The sequence below is a fragment of the Bradyrhizobium viridifuturi genome (assembly GCF_001238275.1).
Classification (GTDB): domain Bacteria; phylum Pseudomonadota; class Alphaproteobacteria; order Rhizobiales; family Xanthobacteraceae; genus Bradyrhizobium; species Bradyrhizobium viridifuturi.
Genome location: NZ_LGTB01000029.1, coordinates 101,728 through 121,867, shown reverse-complemented (window position 1 = coordinate 121,867; position 20,140 = coordinate 101,728). Strand labels below are relative to the sequence as shown.

The window sequence follows — 20,140 nt, the reverse complement described above, 5'->3', positions numbered from 1 at the left end:
CGGCGCGACACGAGCGCGCGCGCGACGTAAGTAGGGATCGGTGAAATCGACCTTGGCCCGCAGCTGCGGCGTCACGGCCATCGAGGCGATGATGGCATCGCCCCGGTTGGTGGCGAGCGCATCGATCAGGGTCTCGAAGCGCCGCATCTGGATGGTGCAGGTGACCTTGATCTCGTCGCACAGCGCGCGCGCCAGATCGACGTTGAAGCCGGCCGGATTGCCGTCGGGACCGGTGAAGTTGAACGGCGGATAGTCGGTCTCGGTCAGGAAGCGGATCACGGTGAGCCGCGACAGGTCCGGCCGATCCGGCCGCCGCCGCGGGTCCCAGAAGCCCGGCACGGCCTGCGGCGCGGCCTCGGTCGCCCTGGCCGGCTGGTTCGGCGCCGACGGGGTGACAGCCGATGGGGGCGTCGCGGGCGCCACCGGTGCAGGCGCGGGCCTTGCAGGCAAGGCCGGTGCGGGCGCCGGCTTAGCGGCGGGTGCCTGAGGCGCCGCCGCGGGAGGCGTCTGAGCGACCGCTGGGCCGACCATCGCCAGCACCGCAGCCGCCATCATTGCCGCGGCCTGGCGAAGCTGGCGCGAGCGGACGGCAAAGGGCTGGGCGGGCTGATTTGGCATAACCGGCAATATCAGGAAATTGAACGGCTTATAGACCATCCGGCGCCCGATGCGAGCGCCGAATGGGTTAATTCTGAACCGGAAATGGCGGTCAGAGATACCGTTTGAGATCGGCGGCCGCCTCTTCCGGCGTCCGTTTCAGATTGAACGGCGCGACGAAATGGCCGTCGCGGTCCATCAGATAGATCAGCGCAGTGTGATCCATCGTGTAGTCGCCATCCTTCAGCGGCACCTTCTTGGCGTAGACGCGATAGCTCGACAGCACCTTGGCGATCGCGGTGGGATCGCCGGTCAGGCCCTTGAGGTGCGGATCGAAGCTCGACAGGTAGTCCTTCATCGCCGTGGCGGTGTCGCGTTCCGGATCGACCGAGACGAAATAGGCATTCACCCGATCGGCGTCCTTGCCCATCGCCTTCAGGACCTCGGAAATCTCGAACAGCGAGGTCGGGCAGATGTCCGGGCAATGGGTGAAGCCGAAGAAGATCAGCGTCGGCTTGCCCTGGAGGTTCTTGTCGGTGACGGTCTGTCCGGCCTGGTCGGTGAGCTGGAACGGCCCGCCGATCGCCGCCGGCGCGGCGACGGTGCGCAAGCCGCCGACTGCCCACAGCATGAGGAACAGGCCGACCGCCAGACTGCCCGCGAAGGCAGCGAAGATCACCAATGGGCGCGTGGTCCGGGGCATGATGCGGGGACGTCCTTGTCAGAAGCAGGCGGAGATGCCGGCCGTGATCATTTCGAAAAACACCGCGGTCCCGTAGTGGAACCAGAGCGCGGCGGCAGCGAGCAAGGCCAATACGCCGATGCCGGCGGCGCCCCACAGGATCATGGACGCCACCCGGCCCTGCGGAGCCGTCACGAGCTCGGATCGGGTGGAGATCGGCTGAACCATGCGGTTGAGATAAGCCGGGTTCCCCCGAGCAGCAAGCGCAATGGCGGTCGCAGGCCGTCAAATGATAGCGAGCCGATTTTCGCTGCCTGTCCCGTCATGCCCCAGGTTACCGGCCATGGCGAGAAACGACGTCAAGCCGAGATCGGCCGTTCAGTGCGCGGGTTTGGCCGCCAAGGCCTGGGCGTTGAGATAGCACGGCTTGTATAGCGCCTGCAGCTGCTTGCCCTGCAGGAAGATCATGCGCCGGGTCAGGCCGCCGCGATCGGTGATCCATTTGCGCACCGCCGGCGGGTACATCAGGTACAGCATATGGGTCGCTTCGGGATTGGGGACCGGGCGACCGTTGTCGCCGTAATCCCAGGCGGCATGGAAGCCGAGACTGGCGTGTGAGGTCACACAGATCCGGTCGTGAGGAACCTTGCCGAGCACGATGGTGCAGGCCGAGGCGCACAGCCCGTCGATGATCACGGTCTCACCCGACGTGCGCAGGTCCTGATACTTGTCGACATACACGCCGATCTTGCCGCCGCGATCATCGGCGATCCTGACCACTGCTTGTGACGCCCCCATTCCCGCCAGCAGGAGAACCGCCGCGAGCAACCCCGTCATCAACTTCATTGGCCAGCCCCAGTCCAAACCGAATCTGTTGGTCTTGTGATGCAGACGGCGAGAGCGTGTTGCGAGACTGGATTTTTGTCCAGACGAGCGAAGCCGGTCAAAACAAAATCAAATTGGGTGTTGCGCGCGCGCTGCAGTGGCGTGTGGGAAAGGTCCCAAACTGGAACAACTTGCCGCAACCATTTGATGCGTCGCCGCCACAGGCAAGGTCCATTTGGCGTTGACCGCGCACAACGTCACGGTCTTGAATCGCGGCGGGACGGGGGAAATCAAAAATGGCTGACGATGCAGATGTGATCGTGATCGGCGCCGGACTTGCCGGTCTGGTCGCCGCGACCGAGATCGCCGACGCCGGCAAGCGCGTCATCGTGCTCGATCAGGAAGGGGAACAGAGCATCGGCGGCCAGGCGTTCTGGTCGTTCGGTGGATTATTTCTGGTCGATTCGCCGGAACAGCGCCGGCTCGGCATCAAGGATTCCGCAGACCTCGCGCTGCAGGACTGGATGGGCACCGCGGGTTTCGATCGCGAAGAGGATCACTGGCCGCGCAAATGGGCGGAGGCCTATGTCGCGTTCGCGGCGGGCGAGAAGCGCGACTGGCTGCGCGCGATGGGCCATCGCATCTTCCCGGTGGTCGGCTGGGCCGAGCGCGGCGGCTACGACGCAATGGGCCACGGCAATTCGGTGCCGCGCTTCCACGTCACCTGGGGCACCGGCCCCGGCATCGTCGAGCCATTCGAGCGCCGCGCGCGCGAGGCTGCGAAGAGCGGGCGGCTGGTGTTCAAGTTCCGCCATCGCGTCGATGCGCTCAACGTCAGCAACGGCACCGTCGACGGCGTCAGCGGCGTGATCCTGGAACCGACCTCGGTCGAGCGTGGCAAGAGTTCCTCGCGCGAAGTCGTCGGCGATTTCTCCCTGCGCGCGCAGGCAGTGATCGTCGCCTCCGGCGGCATCGGCGGCAATCATGACCTGGTGCGGCAGAACTGGCCGAAGCGGCTTGGCGAACCGCCGAAGTTCATGATCTCCGGCGTTCCCGAACATGTCGATGGCCGCATGATCGGAATCACCGAGCAGGCGGGCGGGCGGCTGATCAACCGCGACCGCATGTGGCACTATGTTGAGGGCATCCAGAACTGGAACCCGATCTGGCCGCGTCACGGCATCCGGATTCTTCCGGGGCCATCGTCGATGTGGTTCGACGCATCGGGCAAACGGCTGCCGGTACCGCTGTTCCCGGGCTCCGACACGCTCGGGCAACTGCATTACATCATGGGCACCGGCTACGATTATTCCTGGTTCATCCTGACCCAGAGCATCATCAAGAAGGAGTTCGCGCTCTCGGGCTCGGAGCAGAACCCTGACCTCACCGGAAAGAGCTGGCGCATGACGATCAAGCGCGCCACCAACAAGGGCGCGCCGGCGCCGGTGGAGGCGTTCAAGCAGCACGGCGCCGACTTCATCGTGCGCGACAACCTCGCCGACCTCGTCGGCGCCATGAACAAGCTTGCCGGCAACGACCTGTTGCAGCTCGACGCCATCAGGACGCAGATCGAGGCGCGCGACCGCGAGATCACCAATCCCTATGTCAAGGATGCGCAGGTGATGAACCTGCACAATGCGCGTCGCTATATCGGCGACCGGCTGATCCGCACCGCGAAGCCGCACCGGATCCTCGATCCCGAGCACGGCCCGCTGATCGCGGTGAAGCTCAACATCCTGACCCGCAAGACGCTCGGCGGCTTCGAGACCGACCTCGATTCACGCGTGTTCGGCAACGATCGCCAGATCATCCGCGGGCTCTATGCGGCCGGTGAAGCCGCCGGCTTCGGCGGCGGCGGCGTACACGGCTATCGCTCGCTGGAGGGAACATTCCTCGGCGGCTGCCTGTTCTCGGGCCGCAACGCGGGGCGCGCGGCCGCGAAGGCGGTGGGCTGAGACAATCCCCTCGCCACGGAAGAGACGGCGAAACGAAAATGAAAAGGCCCGCCGGGTTTGAGCCGGCGGGCCCTTATCATTGAGTCCGAATTTCCTCAGCTATCCCAGCGCTCACGCCAGCTTGGTGAAGAGCGTGAGGATGCCGTTGCTGAGATTGACCGCAACAACCTGTGCCGAGCTCAGTCCCTTCGCCTTGAGCGCGGATGTCGCTTCCGTGGACGCGTCGATGGAACCCCGCAGGTTCTTCAGGTCTTCTTCGCTTGCCTTTGCGATGACAGCCTCGACCCTCGAGCGGACTTCGGGCTTCAATTCCTTGACGTCCACGACCTGTATGGTCTTGATCGTGGCGGGTTGCTCGGACTGGGCCTGCGGCGGCGTGTTCGGTTGCGTTCCCTGCGTTTGCGCCCAGGCAGGTGTTCCAAGCGAGAGCGCCGCAACGATGACGGATGCCGTAGAGATGCGCATGAGCATTCCTTGTGTTGATTGCCCCCAACACATCCCGCGACAACGAGCTTTCCTCGCGGATGGTTCCGGCCGAAAATCCGTTCTCCAAACTAGTTCCTATGAAAGTTGGGGAACCATCGCAGGGGCGCGGTCAAAATATCGAAAACAACCCCATGCAAAGCAGCCGGCCACGGCCGCGCTCGACCAACCGCCTTGACACGTCGGGCAACTCAGGGGCATAATTCTAATATTCAGAAATTGCGCGAAGTGTCCCTCGCCCTGCGGCCGCAACCCAATCTCATCTTGCCCTACTCCACCTCCGCGCTCGCGAAGCGCACGCCGAACGTGTCGGCGTTGGCCTCGCCCCAATCGTAGAGCGCCTGCAGCATCGGCTTCAGCATCTCGCCGCGCTTGGTCAGGCAGTAGCGCGAGGAGCCGCCGCCGCGCTCCTGCTTGACGAAGCCTGAGTTGCAGAGATCGCGCAGCCGTTCGGTCAACACCTTGTCGCTGAGCTGCGGGATGTCGTGACGCAATTCGCCATAGCGCATCGGCCGGACCTTGAGGCGGCTGAGGATCACGGTCTTCCATTTGCCGCTGAGCTGATCGATCGAGAACTCGACCGGGCAGCCATATTTGCGCTTGGTCTTGCGGATCATCGCAACTCTCCCGCGGCACTTTCCATCTGGTTCGTTGAGAGCCGCCATCGATCCATCTAAGCACGCTTCGCACGGGTTGGGCGAGCTTAGGGATCACTGCAACGCATGACAGACAACAATTCCGCCCAAGGCGCAAACCAAGGCCCAAATGACGAGCAACACAAGCGCAGGCGCATCATCGTCAGACGCAACGGGCCCTACGAACCCGAGCCCGGCATTGCGATCGTCGATCATCTCGGCGTGCCGGTTGCAGCCGAGGCGCCGGTGCGGCTGTGCCGCTGCGGACAATCGCAGACCAAACCGTTCTGCGACGACAGCCACGTCGCGCGCGGCTTCACCGACGCCAGGGATCCGCGGCGCGTGCCCGACAAGCGCGAGGTCTATGCCGGGCAGCAGGCCTATGTGTTCGACAATCGCGGCACCTGCGCGCATTCAGCCTTCTGCACCGACCGGCTCAACTCGGTGTTTCATCTCGGCGAGGAGCCGTTCATCGCGCCGAGCGGCGCGCGCCTCGATGATCTCATCAACGCGGTGCGCAGATGCCCATCGGGCGCGCTCGGGATCGGCATCGGTCCGGAGCGCGACGCCAACCTGTCCGACATCAACCGGCCGCCGCAGATCGAAATTTCGAAGGACGGGCCCTATCGCGTCACCGGCCATGTCGAGCTGGTCGATGAGGACGGGATGCCGATCGCCCGGAACGCCGGCGCGTCGCAGGAACATGCCAGCCTGTGCCGCTGCGGCGCGTCGCTGAACAAGCCGTTCTGCAGCGGCATGCACTGGAACGTCGCATTTCACGATCCCGTCCCCGATCCCTTGCGCGAGCCGACGCTGTTCGAATGGGCCGGCGGCTATCCGGTGCTGCTCGACATGACGCGCATCTTCTACAGCCGCTACGTGCCGGAGGATCCGCTGCTTGGCCCGCTGTTCGCCGAGATGTCGCCGGACCATCCCGAGCGGGTCGCGGCGTGGCTCAGCGAAGTGTTCGGCGGACCGCGCTTCTACACCGAACGCTATGGGGGCTATCGGCGGATGGTGTCGCAGCACATCGGCAAGGAGATCAGGCCGGAGCAGCGCGCGCTGTGGGCCACCTACATGGTGCAGAGCGCCGACGACGCCGGACTGCCGTCCGACCCGGAATTCCGCGCCGCCTTCGTCGCCTATATCGAATGGGGCTCGCGGATCGCGGTGGAGAATTCCGGCGCCGGAGCGACACCGCCGCCGAACATGCCGGTGCCGCGCTGGTGGTGGGTCTGCAACGCAACGCCGGCCGCGCGGCCGGCCGCGATCGCAGGCGATGCCCAGGCCGCGGACGAAACCGGCGTCGCGCTGCCCGGCCCCGGCGAGGCGGTGCAGTTCGAGCAGCACATCCGACCGCTGTTCCGGCCGATGGATCGCAGCTCGATGCTGTTCGCCTTCGACCTCTGGAAGGAGGAGGATGTCGCCCGGCACAGCCGGCAGATCCTCGCCCGCCTGGAGGCCGGCACCATGCCGTGCGACGGCGCCTGGCCGGCCGAACGGGTGGCGCTGTTCGCTCGCTGGGCCCACGCATCGAAAGCGCCGACCGGATCGTGACGCGACGATCGCGCAAGACTGGTTGAACCGGTCTCGCCGGCGTGCTGCAATTGTCGCGGCAGGGTCGGGTTTCCGCGGCGATGCGACGACGTGCAATCGTAATGTTGGCTCTGGCCGGCGTCCTTGCCCTGGGCGTTGCGCCGGCGGCTGCGGATTCGCTCCTCGTCAACGGCACGACGCGAACATTCGTGCTGCAAGCTCCGGCAACCAGGCCCGCGCCGCTTGTCATCGTGCTGCACGGCAAGACCCAGAGCAGCGACGACATGATGACACGGACGTCGTGGCCGCTGATCGCCAAGCGCGATGGCTTTGCCGTGGCTATCCCGATGGATTGAACCACGCCTGGGCCGACTCCCGGCCGCACCAACGACGCGCCGGCAATCCGCCGCCCGAGGGCACCGACGACGTCGCCTTCATCACGCAGTTGATCGCAAAGCTCGTGGGCGACGGCACCGCCGATCCCAGGCGCATCTATGTCACCGGCATCTCCAATGGCGGCGCGATGGCGATGACACTCGTCTGCGAACGCGCCGATCTGTTCGCTGCCGCCGCCAGCGTGATCATGAACCTGACCGATGAATCCGCGCGCGCCTGCCGGCCGCAGCGACCGGTGCCGATGCTGCTGATGAACGGCACCGCCGATCCGCTGATCCCCGATCAGGGTGGACGCGGCACCAGCAGGTTCGCGGTCGACGGATTCTGGTCGACCGAACGGACCCTGCAATTCTGGCGGCGCACCAATGGCTGCGCGACCGGGGACGCCGCAACCACCGATCTGCCAGACCGCAATCCGTCCGATCAATCGACCGTCACGCGGATCGAAACGAACTGTCCGCAGGGACGTGACGTGGTGCTCTATCGCGTGAACGGCGGCGGTCACCGCATGCCCGGCAACTTCCCGGATGCGCATTTTGCTAAACTGGCCACCACACTGCTCGGCCCGCAGAATGGCGACATCGACGGCGCCGACACGATTTGGGCATTCTTCATGCGATTTCCGTGAGAGGTACGCTGCAAAATGCGCAGTGGCGGCGGTCGCCCCGACAGTATAGAGGTCTGCTTCTGATCAAATCAGAAACTCTCGATCTCTTGTTTTGACGCGTTTTCTTCACGCGAACTGCTAGCCACTTCGCTTGAAAACGCTATAGACATGCCCGCCATTCAAGTGGAGACCCAAATGAGCATTCAGCGTTTCGAAACCGGCCCGCGCATGAGCCAGGCCGTCGTTCACGGCAACACCGTCTATCTCGCGGGCGTCGTCGCCGGCAAGGCGGCGGGCGGCAGCGTCACCGACCAGACCAAGGATATCCTGTCGATCATCGACGGCCACCTCGCCAAGGCCGGCACCGACAAGTCGAAGCTGCTCAGCGCGACCATCTACATCACCGACATGAAGACGTTCCCGGAAATGAATGCGGTGTGGGATGGCTGGGTTTCCCAGGGCAATACCCCGGCTCGCGCCACCGTCGAGGCCAAGCTCGCGGCGCCGCAGTACAATGTCGAGATCATGGTCGTCGCGGCCAAGTAGGCGCGACATCGCGATGGACGTTCGATGCCCCGGATTGCAAAACTGCAGTTCGGGGCATTTTCATTTGGCGCCTCACGCGCTGATCCGCGCTCGCTCGCTTGCGGCCTCGTCAAGATCGGACTGAAGCCAACGTGCAATCCGGCGCCACGGGCCAGTCAGGGCCATGCAGCCGACGAACAGGCCGAGGTGACCACACGGCTCGGTGTCGCATTGCAACCATGCATGCGGCGTACCCAGGAGCCGCATTGTCGCGAATGCCTGATCGGGCGGAACAACGACGTCCTTATCCGCGGCGAGCAGGTAGACGGGCAGCTTCACCGCAGCAAGATCGATCTTGCAACCGAGCGCGACGAAGTCACCGGTAGCGATCCGGTTCTTGCGAAAGATCCAGTCGGTCACCTCGAGGTAGAAGGTGCCCGGCAGATCAAGCGTCTCATCGTTCCAGCGCGTGAAGCGATCGAGCAAGAACCGCGCATCCTCCGACTCACCGTCGAGCCGCCGCTGCAGCGCGGCCTCCACGTCGAGCATGTTGAACGGGGCGCTCCAGACCTGCAACATGTGCTCGCCACTGACGATCCCATGTCCCTGACGCACCATTGCCTCGAAGCCTTGCTGCGGAAGCGAGGCAACCATCCTGGACAGATATGACGGTTCCGAGACGTCGACCGGGCTGCCTGCAAGCACGAGCCGCCGCACCTTGCCGGGAAAACGCGCAGCATAGAGCAGCGACAGCCAGCCGCCCTGACAGAGACCTGCGAGGTCGACGGGTGGCCTGATGGTGTCAATGGCCACGTTGAGATCGGACAGAAAGGTGTCGATCGAGAAATACCGCATCTCCGGCGTCGCCGAGCGCCAATCGGTGAGATAGAGACGTGCAATGCCGGCCTCTTGCAACGCCTCCATCAGGCTGTGGCCGTGTGCAAGATCCGCAATCTTCGCACGGTGCAGCGCATAGGGCGCGCAAACTAACAGCGGTCGACCCTCGACCGCTGTCGAGAAGTCGAGCAAGCGCATCGTCGGTAATTGCAGCGCGACGGAACTAGCCGTCGTCCAGGGCAGCTCCACTTCGTCCGACGCATCCATGGGCTCGGCCGGGCGATCCGGGTACCATTGTGAGGAGATGTCCAGCGCCAATCGCATGGCTTCAAACGGCCATAGCCAAGGGTGCTGCACCCAGTTGGTGCTGCCACTCCGTTCAGAGGGATTCGCCTTTTCGCGCAAGCTCACTCACCGATTGATCGCCGGCGAAGATAGTCAGGCCGGCGCAGGTCGAAACCTTGACCCCGATCAAGAACCGACGAATTAAGGTCGATCACCTTACGTCAACCCGCTGGAACGGCAGCCATGCCGGGAGGTCACGATCTCGCGATCCCGGCGCGACTTGTGGCTAGGCGCGGACGACCATCGTTGCCGCGATCATGCGGCCCGTGCCGTTGCCTTTTCCGCCTCGAGCCTGCGGGCGAACAGCCAGCGGAAATAGGTCAGCGGCGCATCGGCGCCGATCGCGAGCAGCTGATAGTCCGGATCGGCGTCGAGCACCTTCTGCTGCGCCTCGATGAAGTCCTTGTCCTCGTTGAAGGCCTCCTCGAGGGAATGCCGCAGCGACAGCGAAATGTTCGGATTGTCGATGTCGAAATCGTGCAGATAGTTCCAGAAGAAGTGCGTGGACGAGCGCGTCTCCGGTGTCATGAACTGCGCATTGCGATATTGCCGGGTGCCCGGAACCTGAACGCCCTTCTCCGCGCCCTGCCCGGCCGGCGCAAACATCGTGTCGAGCGTGAAGATCCCCGGCACGATCATGCGGCCGACATTGCGGCGATCGACCATGTCGTCGCGGTTGGAGATCACCTTCTTGTGGTAGGGCGGCGCATCGGCGCCCATGTGCCAGCGCTCGACGCGGAAGCCGTCGTCCAGCTTTTCGATCGCGACCGGCTTGGTCTTGTAGGCATATTCCTCGGAGCCGCCGAGCGTGTTGGTGTGCACGAAGGCGAGATGGGCGAAGTCGCTGAGATTGTCGACGATCAGGAGCCAGTTGGCCTTGTAGTGCATGTAGCCCGGCAGGCCGCGCCATTTGGGGTCCTCGAGCGGCGGATAGTCGAGGACCAGCTTCGGATCGGCCTTCTCGGGATCGCCGGTCCAGATGAAGATCATGTTGTAGCGCTCGACCACGGGATAGCTGCGCACGCCGAGCCTGGCTGGGATCGCGTCCTGGCCGGGGATCTGGATGCATTTGCCGTCGGCCGCGAACTTCATGCCGTGATACATGCACCTGATGTCGTCGCCCTCGACCCGCCCCATCGAGAGCGGCGCGGCGCGATGGCAGCAACGGTCGTCGAGCGCGACGACTTTTCCGCTGGCGCCGCGATAGATCACGATCGGCCGCTCCAGGATGGTGCGCGCCAGCTTCTTGCCGTCGATCAGCTCGTGATTCAGCGCCGCCACATACCACGCGTTGCGCAGGAAAATTTCGCCGTCAGCCATCTCACCCTCCCGATGCACTATTGCTTGCAATCAGGTTAGGTGATCCCGGCGATCGGGATAATCCGATTTGGCTGGACACACTGTACCGGTGGATGGACAATCGGCCATGGAGTGGCGCGACTGGGAGCTGTTTTGCGAGGTTGTCGAGCATGGCGGCTTCACCGCGGCTGCGCGCGTGCTCGGGCACCCCAAATCGAGCCTCAGTGCTGCGGTGCAGCGGCTCGAGGCCAATCTCGGGCTGCGGCTGATCGAGCGGACCACGCGGCACCTGCGGCTGACCGATTCCGGCGAGACCATCTATCGCAAGGTCCGCCCGCTGTTCGCGGCGCTGCACGACACCCACAGCGAGGCGCTGGCGATGTCGAGCTCGGTCGCGGGCACGCTGCGCATCAAGGCGCCGTACGAATTCGGCGCGCATCACGCGGGGCCGGTCGCCTGCGCGGTGATGGGCCGCTATCCCGAGCTCGCGATCCGGATCGACGTCGAGCACGACATCGTCAATCCGATCGCGGAGAATTACGACATCGTGTTCGCGATGCTGGAGGCCCCGCTGCCGTCGGCCGGCATCGTGATCCGCCGCGTCTTCACGCTGGAGCGCGGCCTGTTCGCGGCACCGGCGCTGCTGGAGAAGTTCGGCGAACCGCGCACGCTGGACGAGCTGAGACAGCTGCCGCTTCTGACCGGTCCCAGCGATCCGAGATGGGCGATCACCACGCCGGGCGGCGCCGTCGAGCATCTCGCCGTCGACTGCGCGCGTCTCACCTCTTCGAACGCGCATGTCCGCCTGCAGGCGGCGCTCGCCGGCCATGGCGTGCTGCGGGTCACCGCGAGCTACACCCGCGCCGCGGTCGCGGCCGGCCAGTTGCGGCGGCTGCTGCCGGACCATGGCTGCGAGCCGCTCAATGTGCATGCGCTGCTGCCGGCGCGGCAATTCGTCCCGGCCAAGGTGCGCTGCTTCCTCGATGCGATGGAGGCGCACGCGCGCGGCGATCCCGAGGCCTACATCAAACCGTGACCGGCGCATTAGCGACGCGCGATGACCTCGGAGGTAATCGATCGGCGCACGCGAACCTTCGATAGTCCGGACAGCCGCTCAAGTCCGGCACATCAGAAGGAGAGCACCATGACCGACCACGCCACCGTCGCCCGCAACTACATCGCGCTCTGGAACGAGCGGACGCCGAGCCGGCGCCGCGAGATGCTGAGCCAGAACTGGACCGCCGACGCGCGCTATGTCGATCCGCTGATGAGCGGCGACGGCCATGAGGGCGTCGACGCGCTGATCGCCGGCGTGCAGCAGAAGTTTCCGGACTTCACCTTCAAGCTGATCGGCGACCCGAACGGCTTCGGCGACCACGTCCGGTTCTCCTGGGGCCTCGGGCCCGACGGCGTCGACAGCCCGATCAAGGGCACTGACTTCGCCCTGCTGAAGGATGGCCGGATCAGGAGCATCACCGGCTTCCTCGACCAGGTGCCGGGGGCCTGAGGCGATTTCCCCACGGCCGTCATTCCGGGGCAGCCCGACGGGCTGAGCCCGGAATCCATCGGGCCGCGAACTTTGTGGTGGAATGAATTCCGGGCTCGACGCTGCGCGTCGCCCCGGAATGACGCGGGGAAGGTTCAGAACGCCGACGCGTCAGCCGCTTCCACCCCCGTGAAGCCGCTGCTAGTCTTCCCGAAACACAGGGGAGGACACCATGAAGGCAGATCGCGCCTTCAAGACTTCGGTCGTCAGCGACATCACGCCGGCGCTGCTGGCGATCGGCCGCGAGGGCTTTGCGCAGGCCCTGATCGGCGCGCTGCGCCGCGTCGCCGGGGTCGGCCACTGCATGGTGTTCTCGTTCACCGGGCCGCGGTCCGCTGCGTGCCTGCTCGACGTCGGCAACATCCCGACCGGGCGCGACCTCGGGATCGCCTATTCCGAACATTTCCACCAGGCCGACCCGAACCGCGATGCGGTGTTCGAGGGCAAGACGCAGGCGGTGCCGATCGTGCTGCCGACCTTTGCCCGGCGGATGTACAGCGATGGCTACCGCAAGATCTTCTTCGACGATTCCGACATCGTCGACAAATTCGCGTCCGCGATCTGGACCGGCGACACCTGCTTCTACGTCAATTTCTACCAGATCACCGCGCAGGGCCGCTTCAGCCGCGCGCAGATCGCGCGCCTCGCCGCGGTGGCGCCGGCGTTGACCGCAGCCGTGGCGCGGCACTTCCAGCGCGAACCGGACGCCGATCCGATCGCGCGGCTAAAGACCCTGTTTGCGACCGCCGAACCATTGTCCAGGCTGACCGGACGCGAGAGGGAGGTCTGCCTGCGCATCCTTTCGGGCCTCAGCTCCGAAGCGATCGCCGCCGAACTCGGCATCGGGCTGCACTCCGCCCTCACCTATCGCAAGCGCGCCTATGACAAGCTCGGCATCTCCTCGCAGAACGAGCTGTTCGCGATCGCACTGCGGCTGATGGCGTCGGCACGGCAGCTGAACTGAAGCGTCGAAGCGGCCGCTTCCCTTGTCCCCAACGGTAGGGACAGACCGGGCGCGCCTGCCGGCCTATGCTCGGTTCGAAACCCGAGGCAACCCGAGATCACGTCGTGAGCACCGCCCCCCATTTCGACATCGACGTCCCCGCCTTCTGGCAGGACCCCTATCCGACGCTGGCGCGCATGCGCAAGCAGGCGCCGATCGCCTTCGTGCCGCAACTTGGCAGCACGCTGCTGTGCAACCGCGACGACATCTTCGTCTCCGAGAAGCAGATCGACGTGTTCTCGTCGCACCAGCCCGAGGGGCTGATGAACAGGCTGATGGGCCACAACATGATGCGCAAGGACGGCGATGCGCACATGAACGAGCGCAAGGCGATCTTCCCGGCGATCTCGCCGAAGACGGTCAGGTCGCACTGGACTGCGCAGTTCGCGGGACATGCGGCGCGCATCCTCGACGGATTGTCGCCGGACGGCGTGGTCGATTTCGTGCAGGCCTTCGCGCTGCCGTTCTCGGCCGAATGCCTGAAATCGATCACCGGCCTCACCAACATGCGGTTCGAGGACATGAATGCCTGGTCGCAGGGCATGATCGATGGCATCGCCAATTATGTCGGCGACCCCGCGATCGAGGCGCGCTGCCATGCCGCGACCTCGGGCATCGACGCCGCGATCGACGACATGGTGCCGGTGTTGCGCAAGACGCCCGACCTCAGCCTGCTCGGCGTGCTGTTGCAGACCGACATGCCGATGGACAGCGTGCGCGCCAACATCAAGCTCGCGATCTCGGGCGGCCAGAACGAGCCGCGCGACGCGATCGCCGGCACGGTGTGGGCGCTCTTGACCCACCCGGACCAGCTCGCATTGGCAACCAGCGGCGCGATCCCGTGGCTGCAGGTGTTCGAGGAATATGCGCGCTGGATCTCGCCGATCGGGATGTCGCCGCGGCGGATCGCCAAGCCGTGGACGATCCGCGATATCGCGTTTGAGACCAATGAACGCGTGTTCCTGATGTTCGGCTCGGCGAACCGCGACGAGAAGCATTTCGACCGGCCTGACGCGTTCGACGTGCGCCGCGACGCCAGCAAGAGCATCGCGTTCGGCGCCGGTCCGCATTTCTGCGCCGGCGCCTGGGCCTCGCGCGCCATGGTCGCCGACGTCGCGCTGCCCGCGATCTTCGCAAGGCTCAGCAATCTGCGCCTGATCGAAGACCGGTCGCCGCGGATCGGTGGCTGGGCGTTCCGCGGCCTGCTGGACTTGCCGGTGACGTGGGACCGGTAGGGCGCAACGCGCCCCTGCCCTCGGATTTATCTGAGCGCAGACACATCGAGACATAAAGATCGCCCGCCGAGGCTTGCCGCGCCCGATGCGGGCACTCCCACGGTGGGTAGATGCGCGCCCCGTTGCGCCGCGACACCATGCCGCCGCAACCGGTCGGACGACTGTAATCAAACTGTCACGAATCCATTTCAATCCGCCGTTATTGATGAAACTGCAGTTAGTTGTGCGGTCACAAGGGATTTCCGATGAACCCGAACACCAATGGTAGCAGTCACGATACCGCCTTCCACCATGACGCGCCCGAACAGGATTCCGAAGAAGGCGGCGGCATCAACAAGACGGTCGCGGTCGTTGCGGTGGTGGCTGTCGGTGCGGCCGTGTTCGAAGCTGCCTTGCTGCCGGGACTTGCGCTTGGCGTTGCCGCAGTCGCGGCGCCGAAATATCTGCCGAAGCTGGCGGGCGCACTCAATCCGCTGTTCAAGTCCACCGTTCGCGGCACCTACAAGTTCGCGCAGAGGTCGCGCGAGATGTTTGCCGAAGCCCACGAGCAGGTGAACGACATCGTTGCGGAAGTGAAGGCCGAGAGCCAAGCCCAGGAAGGCAAGGCGGCCGACAGCCGGGCTTCGTCCGCGGCCTGAACGGGATCGGACGGGCGGCAAGGCGGCGACGTGCGCCGCCGATCGGCCTTGCGACGCCGGCACGGCGCGCAATCGGATTGACGACGGCATCATTCGCGTCCCGCGCCGGCGTTGGAACGCTGTGAGAGGAATACGATGACCAAGATGAAGCTGCAGATCGCGCATCAGGTGCCGGGCCGGATCCGCATGAAAGTGCCGTCGGCCAAGGAAAACCCCGAGCTTCTCGAACAGATCAAGCAGACCTTCAGCGTCATTCCCGGCATCGAGGACGTCACCGTCAATCCGACCACGGGAAGCGTCGTGCTGCACTACGATGCCGACCGGCACGACGAGTTTCATGGCCGGCTGCAGCATCACACCGGCGGTCACTACAAGCCGCCGGCCAACGAAATCGACGCGCTGGCGACCAAGATCGAGCAGGAGGCCGAGTACCTTGCCGAGCATTCGCATACGGCCAGGATGATCGTCGACTTCTTCAAGGACTTCGACAACGGCATCAAGGTCGCCACCGGAAATGTGGTCGATCTGAAGATCCTGCTCGCCACCGGCATCGCCGGCTTCACCATCTTCGAGGTCGGCGCCAACGCCGCGACGCCGGTCTGGGTCACGCTGGCGATCTTCGCACTCAACCACATGATTCAAGCCAACATGCGCGACGCGGAGCAGGCGGAGCCGGAAGGCGCGGCGGCCTGACCCGCCAGGGGCGAGAGTGCGAATTCATGGACTTCCGCTTCTGCCACTCCATGCCAGGACGCATTCGTCTGAGCATTCCCGCGCTCGGACAAAATCGCAACCTGGGCGAGATCTGCCTCGGCTGGCTGCGAGCGCAGGAAGGCATCAGGACCGCACGGATTAACTACGACTGCGCGAGCCTCGTGCTGGAATACGATCCGGCGCACGAGCAGCGGCTGCTCGCGCTGCTGAACGGCTTCAAGGCCATGAGCCTCGCCGACCTCAAGGCGCTGTGCGCGAGCACCGCACCGGACGCGGCCTCGCCGCGCGCCAGCGTTCCGGAAGTCTCCAAGCGCTCGCCCTTGGCACTGCCGACCCTGTCTTTGTTCATGGCGTTCAGCGCCAATCCGGTGATCACGGCGATCAACATGCCGCTGATGCTCTGGAACGCGATCCCGATCGCCAGGCGCGCCTGGAAGGTCTGGGCCAACGAGAGCCGGCTGAACATCGACGTGCTCGATACGCTCGCGATCAGCGCCTCCGTGCTCCAGGGCAATCCGCTGGCCGGCTGCATCGTCACCTGGCTGATCAAGCTCGGCGACTGGATTCGCGACCTGACCGCGGCGGGCTCGCGGAAAGCGATCAATGAGCTGCTCGAATTCCAGTCGAAGACGGCCTGGCTGCTGCGCGACGGCGAGGTGGTGTCGATCCCGGCCGCCGAGCTCAAGAACGGCGACATCGTCGTGGTGTATCCCGGCGAGATGATCCCGGTCGACGGCGAGATCATCGACGGCTCCGCCACCATCGACCAGAAGACGATCACCGGCGAGGGCCTGCCGGTGCATCGCGGCAAGGGCGAAGCGGCATTCGCCGCCACCGTGATCCGCGAGGGCCAGATCACGCTGCGTGCGCTGCGCGTCGGAACGGCGACCACCGCCGGCCAGATCGTCCGCTTGATCGAGTCCGCGCCGATCGGCGACACGCGCATGCAGAACCATGCCGAACGCTTCGCCGACCGGCTGGTGACCCCGACGCTCGCGCTTGCTACCGGCACCGCGATGGTCTCGGGCGACTTCAATCGCTTCCTCTCGCTCGTCATCGTCGACTACGGCACCGGCATCCGCGTCGCGGCCCCCACCTCGGTGCTGTCCTCGATGACGCTCGCGGCGCGCACCGGCATGATCATCAAGAGCGGCGGTCATATGGAGAAGCTCGCCGGGATCGACACCATGGTGTTCGACAAGACCGGCACCCTCACCCACGGCACGCCCGCCGTGATCGACGTGATCTCCTACCAGAAGCAGATCACGCCGAACCATTTACTCGGGCTCGCCGCCGCCGCCGAAACCAAGCTGCAGCATCCGGTCGCCGAGGCGTTGCGCACGCGGGCCCGGCAGCTCGCGGTGAACATTCCGCCGTGCAACGAGACCACCTACCGCCTCGGCCTCGGCGTCGAGGGCCAGGTCAACGGCTATTACGTCCATGTCGGCAACCAGCGCTTCATGCGCCAGAGCGAAATCGCCGTCGACGCCTCGGCCCTCGATCGCGCGGCGCTCGACCAGCGCGGCTATTCGAGCCTCTATATCGCCGTCGACGGCAAGCTCGCGGGCCTCGTGCCGTATTCCGACGAGATCCGCGAGGAGAGCCGTTCGGTGATCCAGCGGCTGCATACGCTGGGCGTCAAGAACAGCATCATGCTGACCGGCGACAACGGCGTCGTGGCGCGCGCCGTCTGCGAGAATCTGGGCCTCACCGAGCACTTCGCGGACATGTTGCCGGCCGACAAGGCCGGCGTGATCCAGGAACTGCAGCGCCAGGGCCGCAGGGTCGCCATGGTCGGCGACGGCATCAACGATTCGCCTGCGCTCAGCTTCGCCGATGTCGGGATCGCCATGAAGCATGGCGCCGAGGTCACGCACGAATCCGCCGACGTCATCCTGATGGAAGATTCGCTCTGGAAGCTCGTCAAGGCGGTAGAGATTTCGCAAGGCGCCGTCAGCCTGATCAAGCAGAACTACGCCATCGTTGCGGCGCTGAACACACTGGCGCTGGGACTAGCCCTGCCCGGCGGGCTGATCACGCCCGAGGTCACCGCGCTGATCAGCAACGGCTCGGCGATCCTGGCGAGCTTCAACGGCATACGGCCAATTCTCAGGTATCAATGAGCCAGGATGTCGCCCAGCTCGTTGTCCTTCCTCCCGGCGATCACGCCGCGCTCCAAGCCGCAGTCAAGACGCTGGAAAGCTCCAATCTCGCGGCAAGGATCGCCGACTATGCGGGCGTCCCCGTCAACCGGGCCCTCAACCTGCTGCCGAAGGCCGCCAACCGCCAGCTCAGCGGGCTGGTGCGCACCGCAGTCATGAAAGGGCTGGAGGTTGCCGTCGACACGCTCGACGAGAAGCCGCCGCCGTCACCCGCGGTGACCTTCTCGTCGTTTCTCGCAGGCGTAACCGGAGGCGTCAGCGGCCTGTTCGGCTTCGGCGCGCTGGCGATCGAACTTCCCCTGACCACGACATTGATGCTGCGCGCGATCGCCGAAATCGCAAGGCACCAGGGCGAGGATCTCTCCAAGATCGAGGCAAGGCTCGCCTGTCTCGAGGTCTTCGCCTACGGCACCAAGCGAACCGACGACAGCATCGATGTCGGCTACTACGCTGCCCGCGCGCTGATCAGCAAATACACCAGCGACGCAGCCGCCTATATCCTGGAGCGCGGCGCGGTCGATGCCTCGGCTCCCGTGATCTCCAACCTGGTCAGCGAGATCGTCTCGCGGTTCGGGCTGGTGGTCTCGGACAAGGCCGCGGCCGGCGCGGTGCCGATCATCGGCGCGGCGTTCGGCGCGAGCGTCAACGTCATCTTCATGGACCATTTCCAGAAGATCGCGAAGGGGCACTTCACCGTGCGCCGGCTGGAGCGGGCCTATGGCAGCGCGGGCGTCAGGCGACATTATGCGGCGATCGCGGCCCGGCTCGGACTGCGGCGCGGCGTTGCGACGGCATGAGGCGTTTGGCAGCAATTGGACATCGGCGCCGCACATCCGCCTGAGGACACCAGGCTGCGCGACCTTCGTCGCATGCGGGCGCTCGCCACGGCCCTGCTCGTGTTCATGCTGCTGGTGTTCCTGGCGACCTCGATGGCGCAGCCGCACTGGCCGTGGCTGGCCTATCCGCGTGCCTTCGCCGAAGCCGGCATGATCGGCGCATGCGCCGACTGGTTCGCGGTGGTCGCGCTGTTTCGTCATCCGCTCGGCATCCCGATTCCGCACACCGCGATCGTTCCGCAGAGCAAGCAGCGCATCGCGGTCGCGCTCGGCCGCTTCATCGCCAATAACTTCCTGTCGCCCCGCGTGGTCGGCGACCGGATCCGCGACGTCGACATCGCCGGCTGGACGGCGCATTGGATCGAGCGGCCGGCGCACGCCCGCAGCGCCGCCCAGCGCACCGTCTCCGCGGTCCATCAGCCTTGCAGGCGACGCCGAGCGCCGAGATCAACGCCTTTCTGACCCGCCGGACAAGGCAGGGAATCGCCGCGGTTCCCGCAGCCCCGCTCGCTTCGCGCGTGCTGGCGCTGCTATGGGCGCACGGCAACGCCCAAGTGGCGATCGAGCGGTTGATCACGTCAGCGAGCGTTGCACTCGCCAACAACAAGGAAACCATCCGCAAGAAGGTCTCGCAGCGCTCCTACCGGTTCGTGCCGAAATGGGTCGACGGCATGGTGGCCGACCGCGTCATCTCCGGCGTCAGCCAGACGCTCGACGAGATGCGCGAGCCTGATCATCCCTGGCGCGTCGAGCTCAAGGCCGAGATCGAGCGCCTGATCGACCGCCTCGCCACCGATCCCGACTACCTCGCCAGGGGCGAGGAGCTGAAGCAGCAGATGCTCGACAATCCCGCCGTGATCCGGCAGATCGATGCGATGTGGCACGCCATCGAGGCGCGGCTGAACTCGGCGGCGACCTCGGCCGCGATCGCCGACGCGATCGAAACCGCCCTGATCTCGGTCGCTACACGGGTCCGTGACGATGCCGAGATGCGCGACCGCATCAACCGCTGGCTGCGCGTCGCCGCGCTGCGCGCCGTTGCATCGCGACGCCAGGAGATCGCCGCCTTCATCCGCAAGGTGGTCGAGAACTGGGATACCGAAACCCTGATAATGCGGATCGAATTGCAGGTCGGCCGCGATCTGCAATTCATCCGGATCAACGGCACGGTCGTCGGCGGGCTCGTCGGCCTCTTGATCTTCTCCGTCTCGCGCTGGCTGTAACGCCCGGATTCTTTTTTGACGCGTCTTCTTCACGCGAACAGGTGTGCACTTCGCTCGAAAA

The 20,140-nt window shown here is 65.2% G+C and carries 21 protein-coding genes and 1 pseudogene; 14 read left to right on the top strand and 8 right to left on the bottom strand.

Annotated features, from left to right (window positions below):
* The 4 genes from ALC15_RS25360 to ALC15_RS25345 all read right to left on the bottom strand — a co-directional run.
* Positions 1 to 618, bottom strand: a 618-nt coding sequence (locus ALC15_RS25360; RefSeq protein ID WP_128089582.1) for a transporter substrate-binding domain-containing protein, incomplete at its 3' end; no start/stop codon positions are given.
* A gap of 91 nt (positions 619 to 709) precedes the next feature.
* Positions 710 to 1,300 carry an SCO family protein gene (locus ALC15_RS25355; protein WP_050629614.1) on the bottom strand — a complete coding sequence of 197 codons (591 nt, stop codon included), beginning with the start codon at positions 1,298 to 1,300 and terminating at the stop codon, positions 710 to 712.
* A gap of 18 nt (positions 1,301 to 1,318) precedes the next feature.
* Positions 1,319 to 1,507, bottom strand: a complete 189-nt coding sequence (locus ALC15_RS25350; RefSeq protein WP_050629613.1) for a hypothetical protein — start codon at positions 1,505 to 1,507, stop codon at positions 1,319 to 1,321.
* A 150-nt stretch (positions 1,508 to 1,657) separates the two neighbouring features.
* A complete protein-coding gene (locus ALC15_RS25345; protein WP_050629612.1) occupies positions 1,658 to 2,125 on the bottom strand; it encodes a hypothetical protein in 468 nt (155 codons plus the stop codon).
* Positions 2,126 to 2,400: 275 nt separating this feature from the next.
* Here ALC15_RS25345 and ALC15_RS25340 point away from each other — a divergent pair, with 275 nt between their 5' ends.
* Complete coding sequence (locus ALC15_RS25340; protein ID WP_050629611.1) at positions 2,401 to 4,059, top strand: FAD-binding dehydrogenase; 1,659 nt, start codon at positions 2,401 to 2,403, stop codon at positions 4,057 to 4,059.
* A 111-nt stretch (positions 4,060 to 4,170) separates the two neighbouring features.
* On the opposite strand, the gene ALC15_RS25335 is transcribed toward ALC15_RS25340, so the two are convergent.
* Together ALC15_RS25335 and ALC15_RS25330 are read right to left on the bottom strand one after the other, a co-directional pair.
* Positions 4,171 to 4,530 carry a hypothetical protein gene (locus ALC15_RS25335; protein ID WP_094194082.1) on the bottom strand — a complete coding sequence of 120 codons (360 nt, stop codon included), beginning with the start codon at positions 4,528 to 4,530 and terminating at the stop codon, positions 4,171 to 4,173.
* Between the two features lie 281 nt (positions 4,531 to 4,811).
* A complete protein-coding gene (locus ALC15_RS25330; protein WP_050629610.1) occupies positions 4,812 to 5,159 on the bottom strand; it encodes a winged helix-turn-helix transcriptional regulator in 348 nt (115 codons plus the stop codon).
* A gap of 105 nt (positions 5,160 to 5,264) precedes the next feature.
* On the opposite strand from ALC15_RS25330, the gene ALC15_RS25325 reads away from it, so the two are divergent.
* The 4 genes from ALC15_RS25325 (at position 5,265) to ALC15_RS25315 (ending at position 8,262) form a co-directional block, all read left to right on the top strand.
* Complete coding sequence (locus tag ALC15_RS25325) at positions 5,265 to 6,734, top strand: CDGSH iron-sulfur domain-containing protein (RefSeq protein WP_050629609.1); 1,470 nt, start codon at positions 5,265 to 5,267, stop codon at positions 6,732 to 6,734.
* Between the two features lie 101 nt (positions 6,735 to 6,835).
* Positions 6,836 to 7,069 (top strand): alpha/beta hydrolase family protein, encoded by a 234-nt coding sequence (locus ALC15_RS47655; RefSeq protein ID WP_347336315.1) that lies wholly within the window; start codon positions 6,836 to 6,838, stop codon positions 7,067 to 7,069.
* Complete coding sequence (locus ALC15_RS25320) at positions 7,066 to 7,737, top strand: CE1 family esterase (RefSeq protein ID WP_347336314.1); 672 nt, start codon at positions 7,066 to 7,068, stop codon at positions 7,735 to 7,737. Before ALC15_RS47655 ends, ALC15_RS25320 begins: the two co-directional genes overlap by 4 nt.
* Before the next feature lie 174 nt (positions 7,738 to 7,911).
* Positions 7,912 to 8,262 (top strand): RidA family protein, encoded by a 351-nt coding sequence (locus ALC15_RS25315; protein ID WP_028334578.1) that lies wholly within the window; start codon positions 7,912 to 7,914, stop codon positions 8,260 to 8,262.
* A gap of 72 nt (positions 8,263 to 8,334) precedes the next feature.
* Here ALC15_RS25315 and ALC15_RS25310 read toward each other — a convergent pair whose 3' ends face one another.
* Positions 8,335 to 9,483 carry an alpha/beta fold hydrolase gene (locus ALC15_RS25310; RefSeq protein ID WP_430649189.1) on the bottom strand — a complete coding sequence of 383 codons (1,149 nt, stop codon included), beginning with the start codon at positions 9,481 to 9,483 and terminating at the stop codon, positions 8,335 to 8,337.
* Positions 9,484 to 9,678: 195 nt separating this feature from the next.
* Positions 9,679 to 10,743, bottom strand: a complete 1,065-nt coding sequence (locus ALC15_RS25305; RefSeq protein ID WP_050629607.1) for an aromatic ring-hydroxylating dioxygenase subunit alpha — start codon at positions 10,741 to 10,743, stop codon at positions 9,679 to 9,681.
* An 88-nt stretch (positions 10,744 to 10,831) separates the two neighbouring features.
* Here ALC15_RS25305 and ALC15_RS25300 point away from each other — a divergent pair, with 88 nt between their 5' ends.
* The 9 genes and pseudogenes from ALC15_RS25300 to ALC15_RS25255 all read left to right on the top strand — a co-directional run bounded on the left by ALC15_RS25300 (position 10,832) and on the right by ALC15_RS25255 (position 20,079).
* Positions 10,832 to 11,758, top strand: a complete 927-nt coding sequence (locus ALC15_RS25300; RefSeq protein WP_244486251.1) for a LysR family transcriptional regulator — start codon at positions 10,832 to 10,834, stop codon at positions 11,756 to 11,758.
* 108 nt (positions 11,759 to 11,866) lie between these two features.
* Positions 11,867 to 12,229 (top strand): nuclear transport factor 2 family protein, encoded by a 363-nt coding sequence (locus ALC15_RS25295; protein WP_050629621.1) that lies wholly within the window; start codon positions 11,867 to 11,869, stop codon positions 12,227 to 12,229.
* Between the two features lie 211 nt (positions 12,230 to 12,440).
* A complete protein-coding gene (locus ALC15_RS25290; protein ID WP_050629605.1) occupies positions 12,441 to 13,232 on the top strand; it encodes a helix-turn-helix transcriptional regulator in 792 nt (263 codons plus the stop codon).
* 104 nt (positions 13,233 to 13,336) lie between these two features.
* A complete protein-coding gene (locus ALC15_RS25285) occupies positions 13,337 to 14,506 on the top strand; it encodes a cytochrome P450 (RefSeq protein WP_050629604.1) in 1,170 nt (389 codons plus the stop codon).
* A gap of 245 nt (positions 14,507 to 14,751) precedes the next feature.
* Entirely contained in the window at positions 14,752 to 15,144 is a 393-nt protein-coding gene (locus tag ALC15_RS25280) for a DUF5132 domain-containing protein (protein WP_050629603.1), read from the top strand.
* Between the two features lie 135 nt (positions 15,145 to 15,279).
* On the top strand, positions 15,280 to 15,837 hold the full coding sequence (locus ALC15_RS25275; protein ID WP_050629602.1) for an HMA2 domain-containing protein: 558 nt from the start codon (positions 15,280 to 15,282) through the stop codon (positions 15,835 to 15,837).
* 50 nt (positions 15,838 to 15,887) lie between these two features.
* Positions 15,888 to 17,981 (top strand): heavy metal translocating P-type ATPase, encoded by a 2,094-nt coding sequence (locus tag ALC15_RS25270; RefSeq protein WP_244486250.1) that lies wholly within the window; start codon positions 15,888 to 15,890, stop codon positions 17,979 to 17,981.
* Complete coding sequence (locus ALC15_RS25265; RefSeq protein ID WP_050629600.1) at positions 17,978 to 18,817, top strand: EcsC family protein; 840 nt, start codon at positions 17,978 to 17,980, stop codon at positions 18,815 to 18,817. Before ALC15_RS25270 ends, ALC15_RS25265 begins: the two co-directional genes overlap by 4 nt.
* A gap of 72 nt (positions 18,818 to 18,889) precedes the next feature.
* A pseudogene (locus tag ALC15_RS25255) lies at positions 18,890 to 20,079 on the top strand (DUF445 domain-containing protein).
* Positions 20,080 to 20,140: the final 61 nt, after the last annotated feature.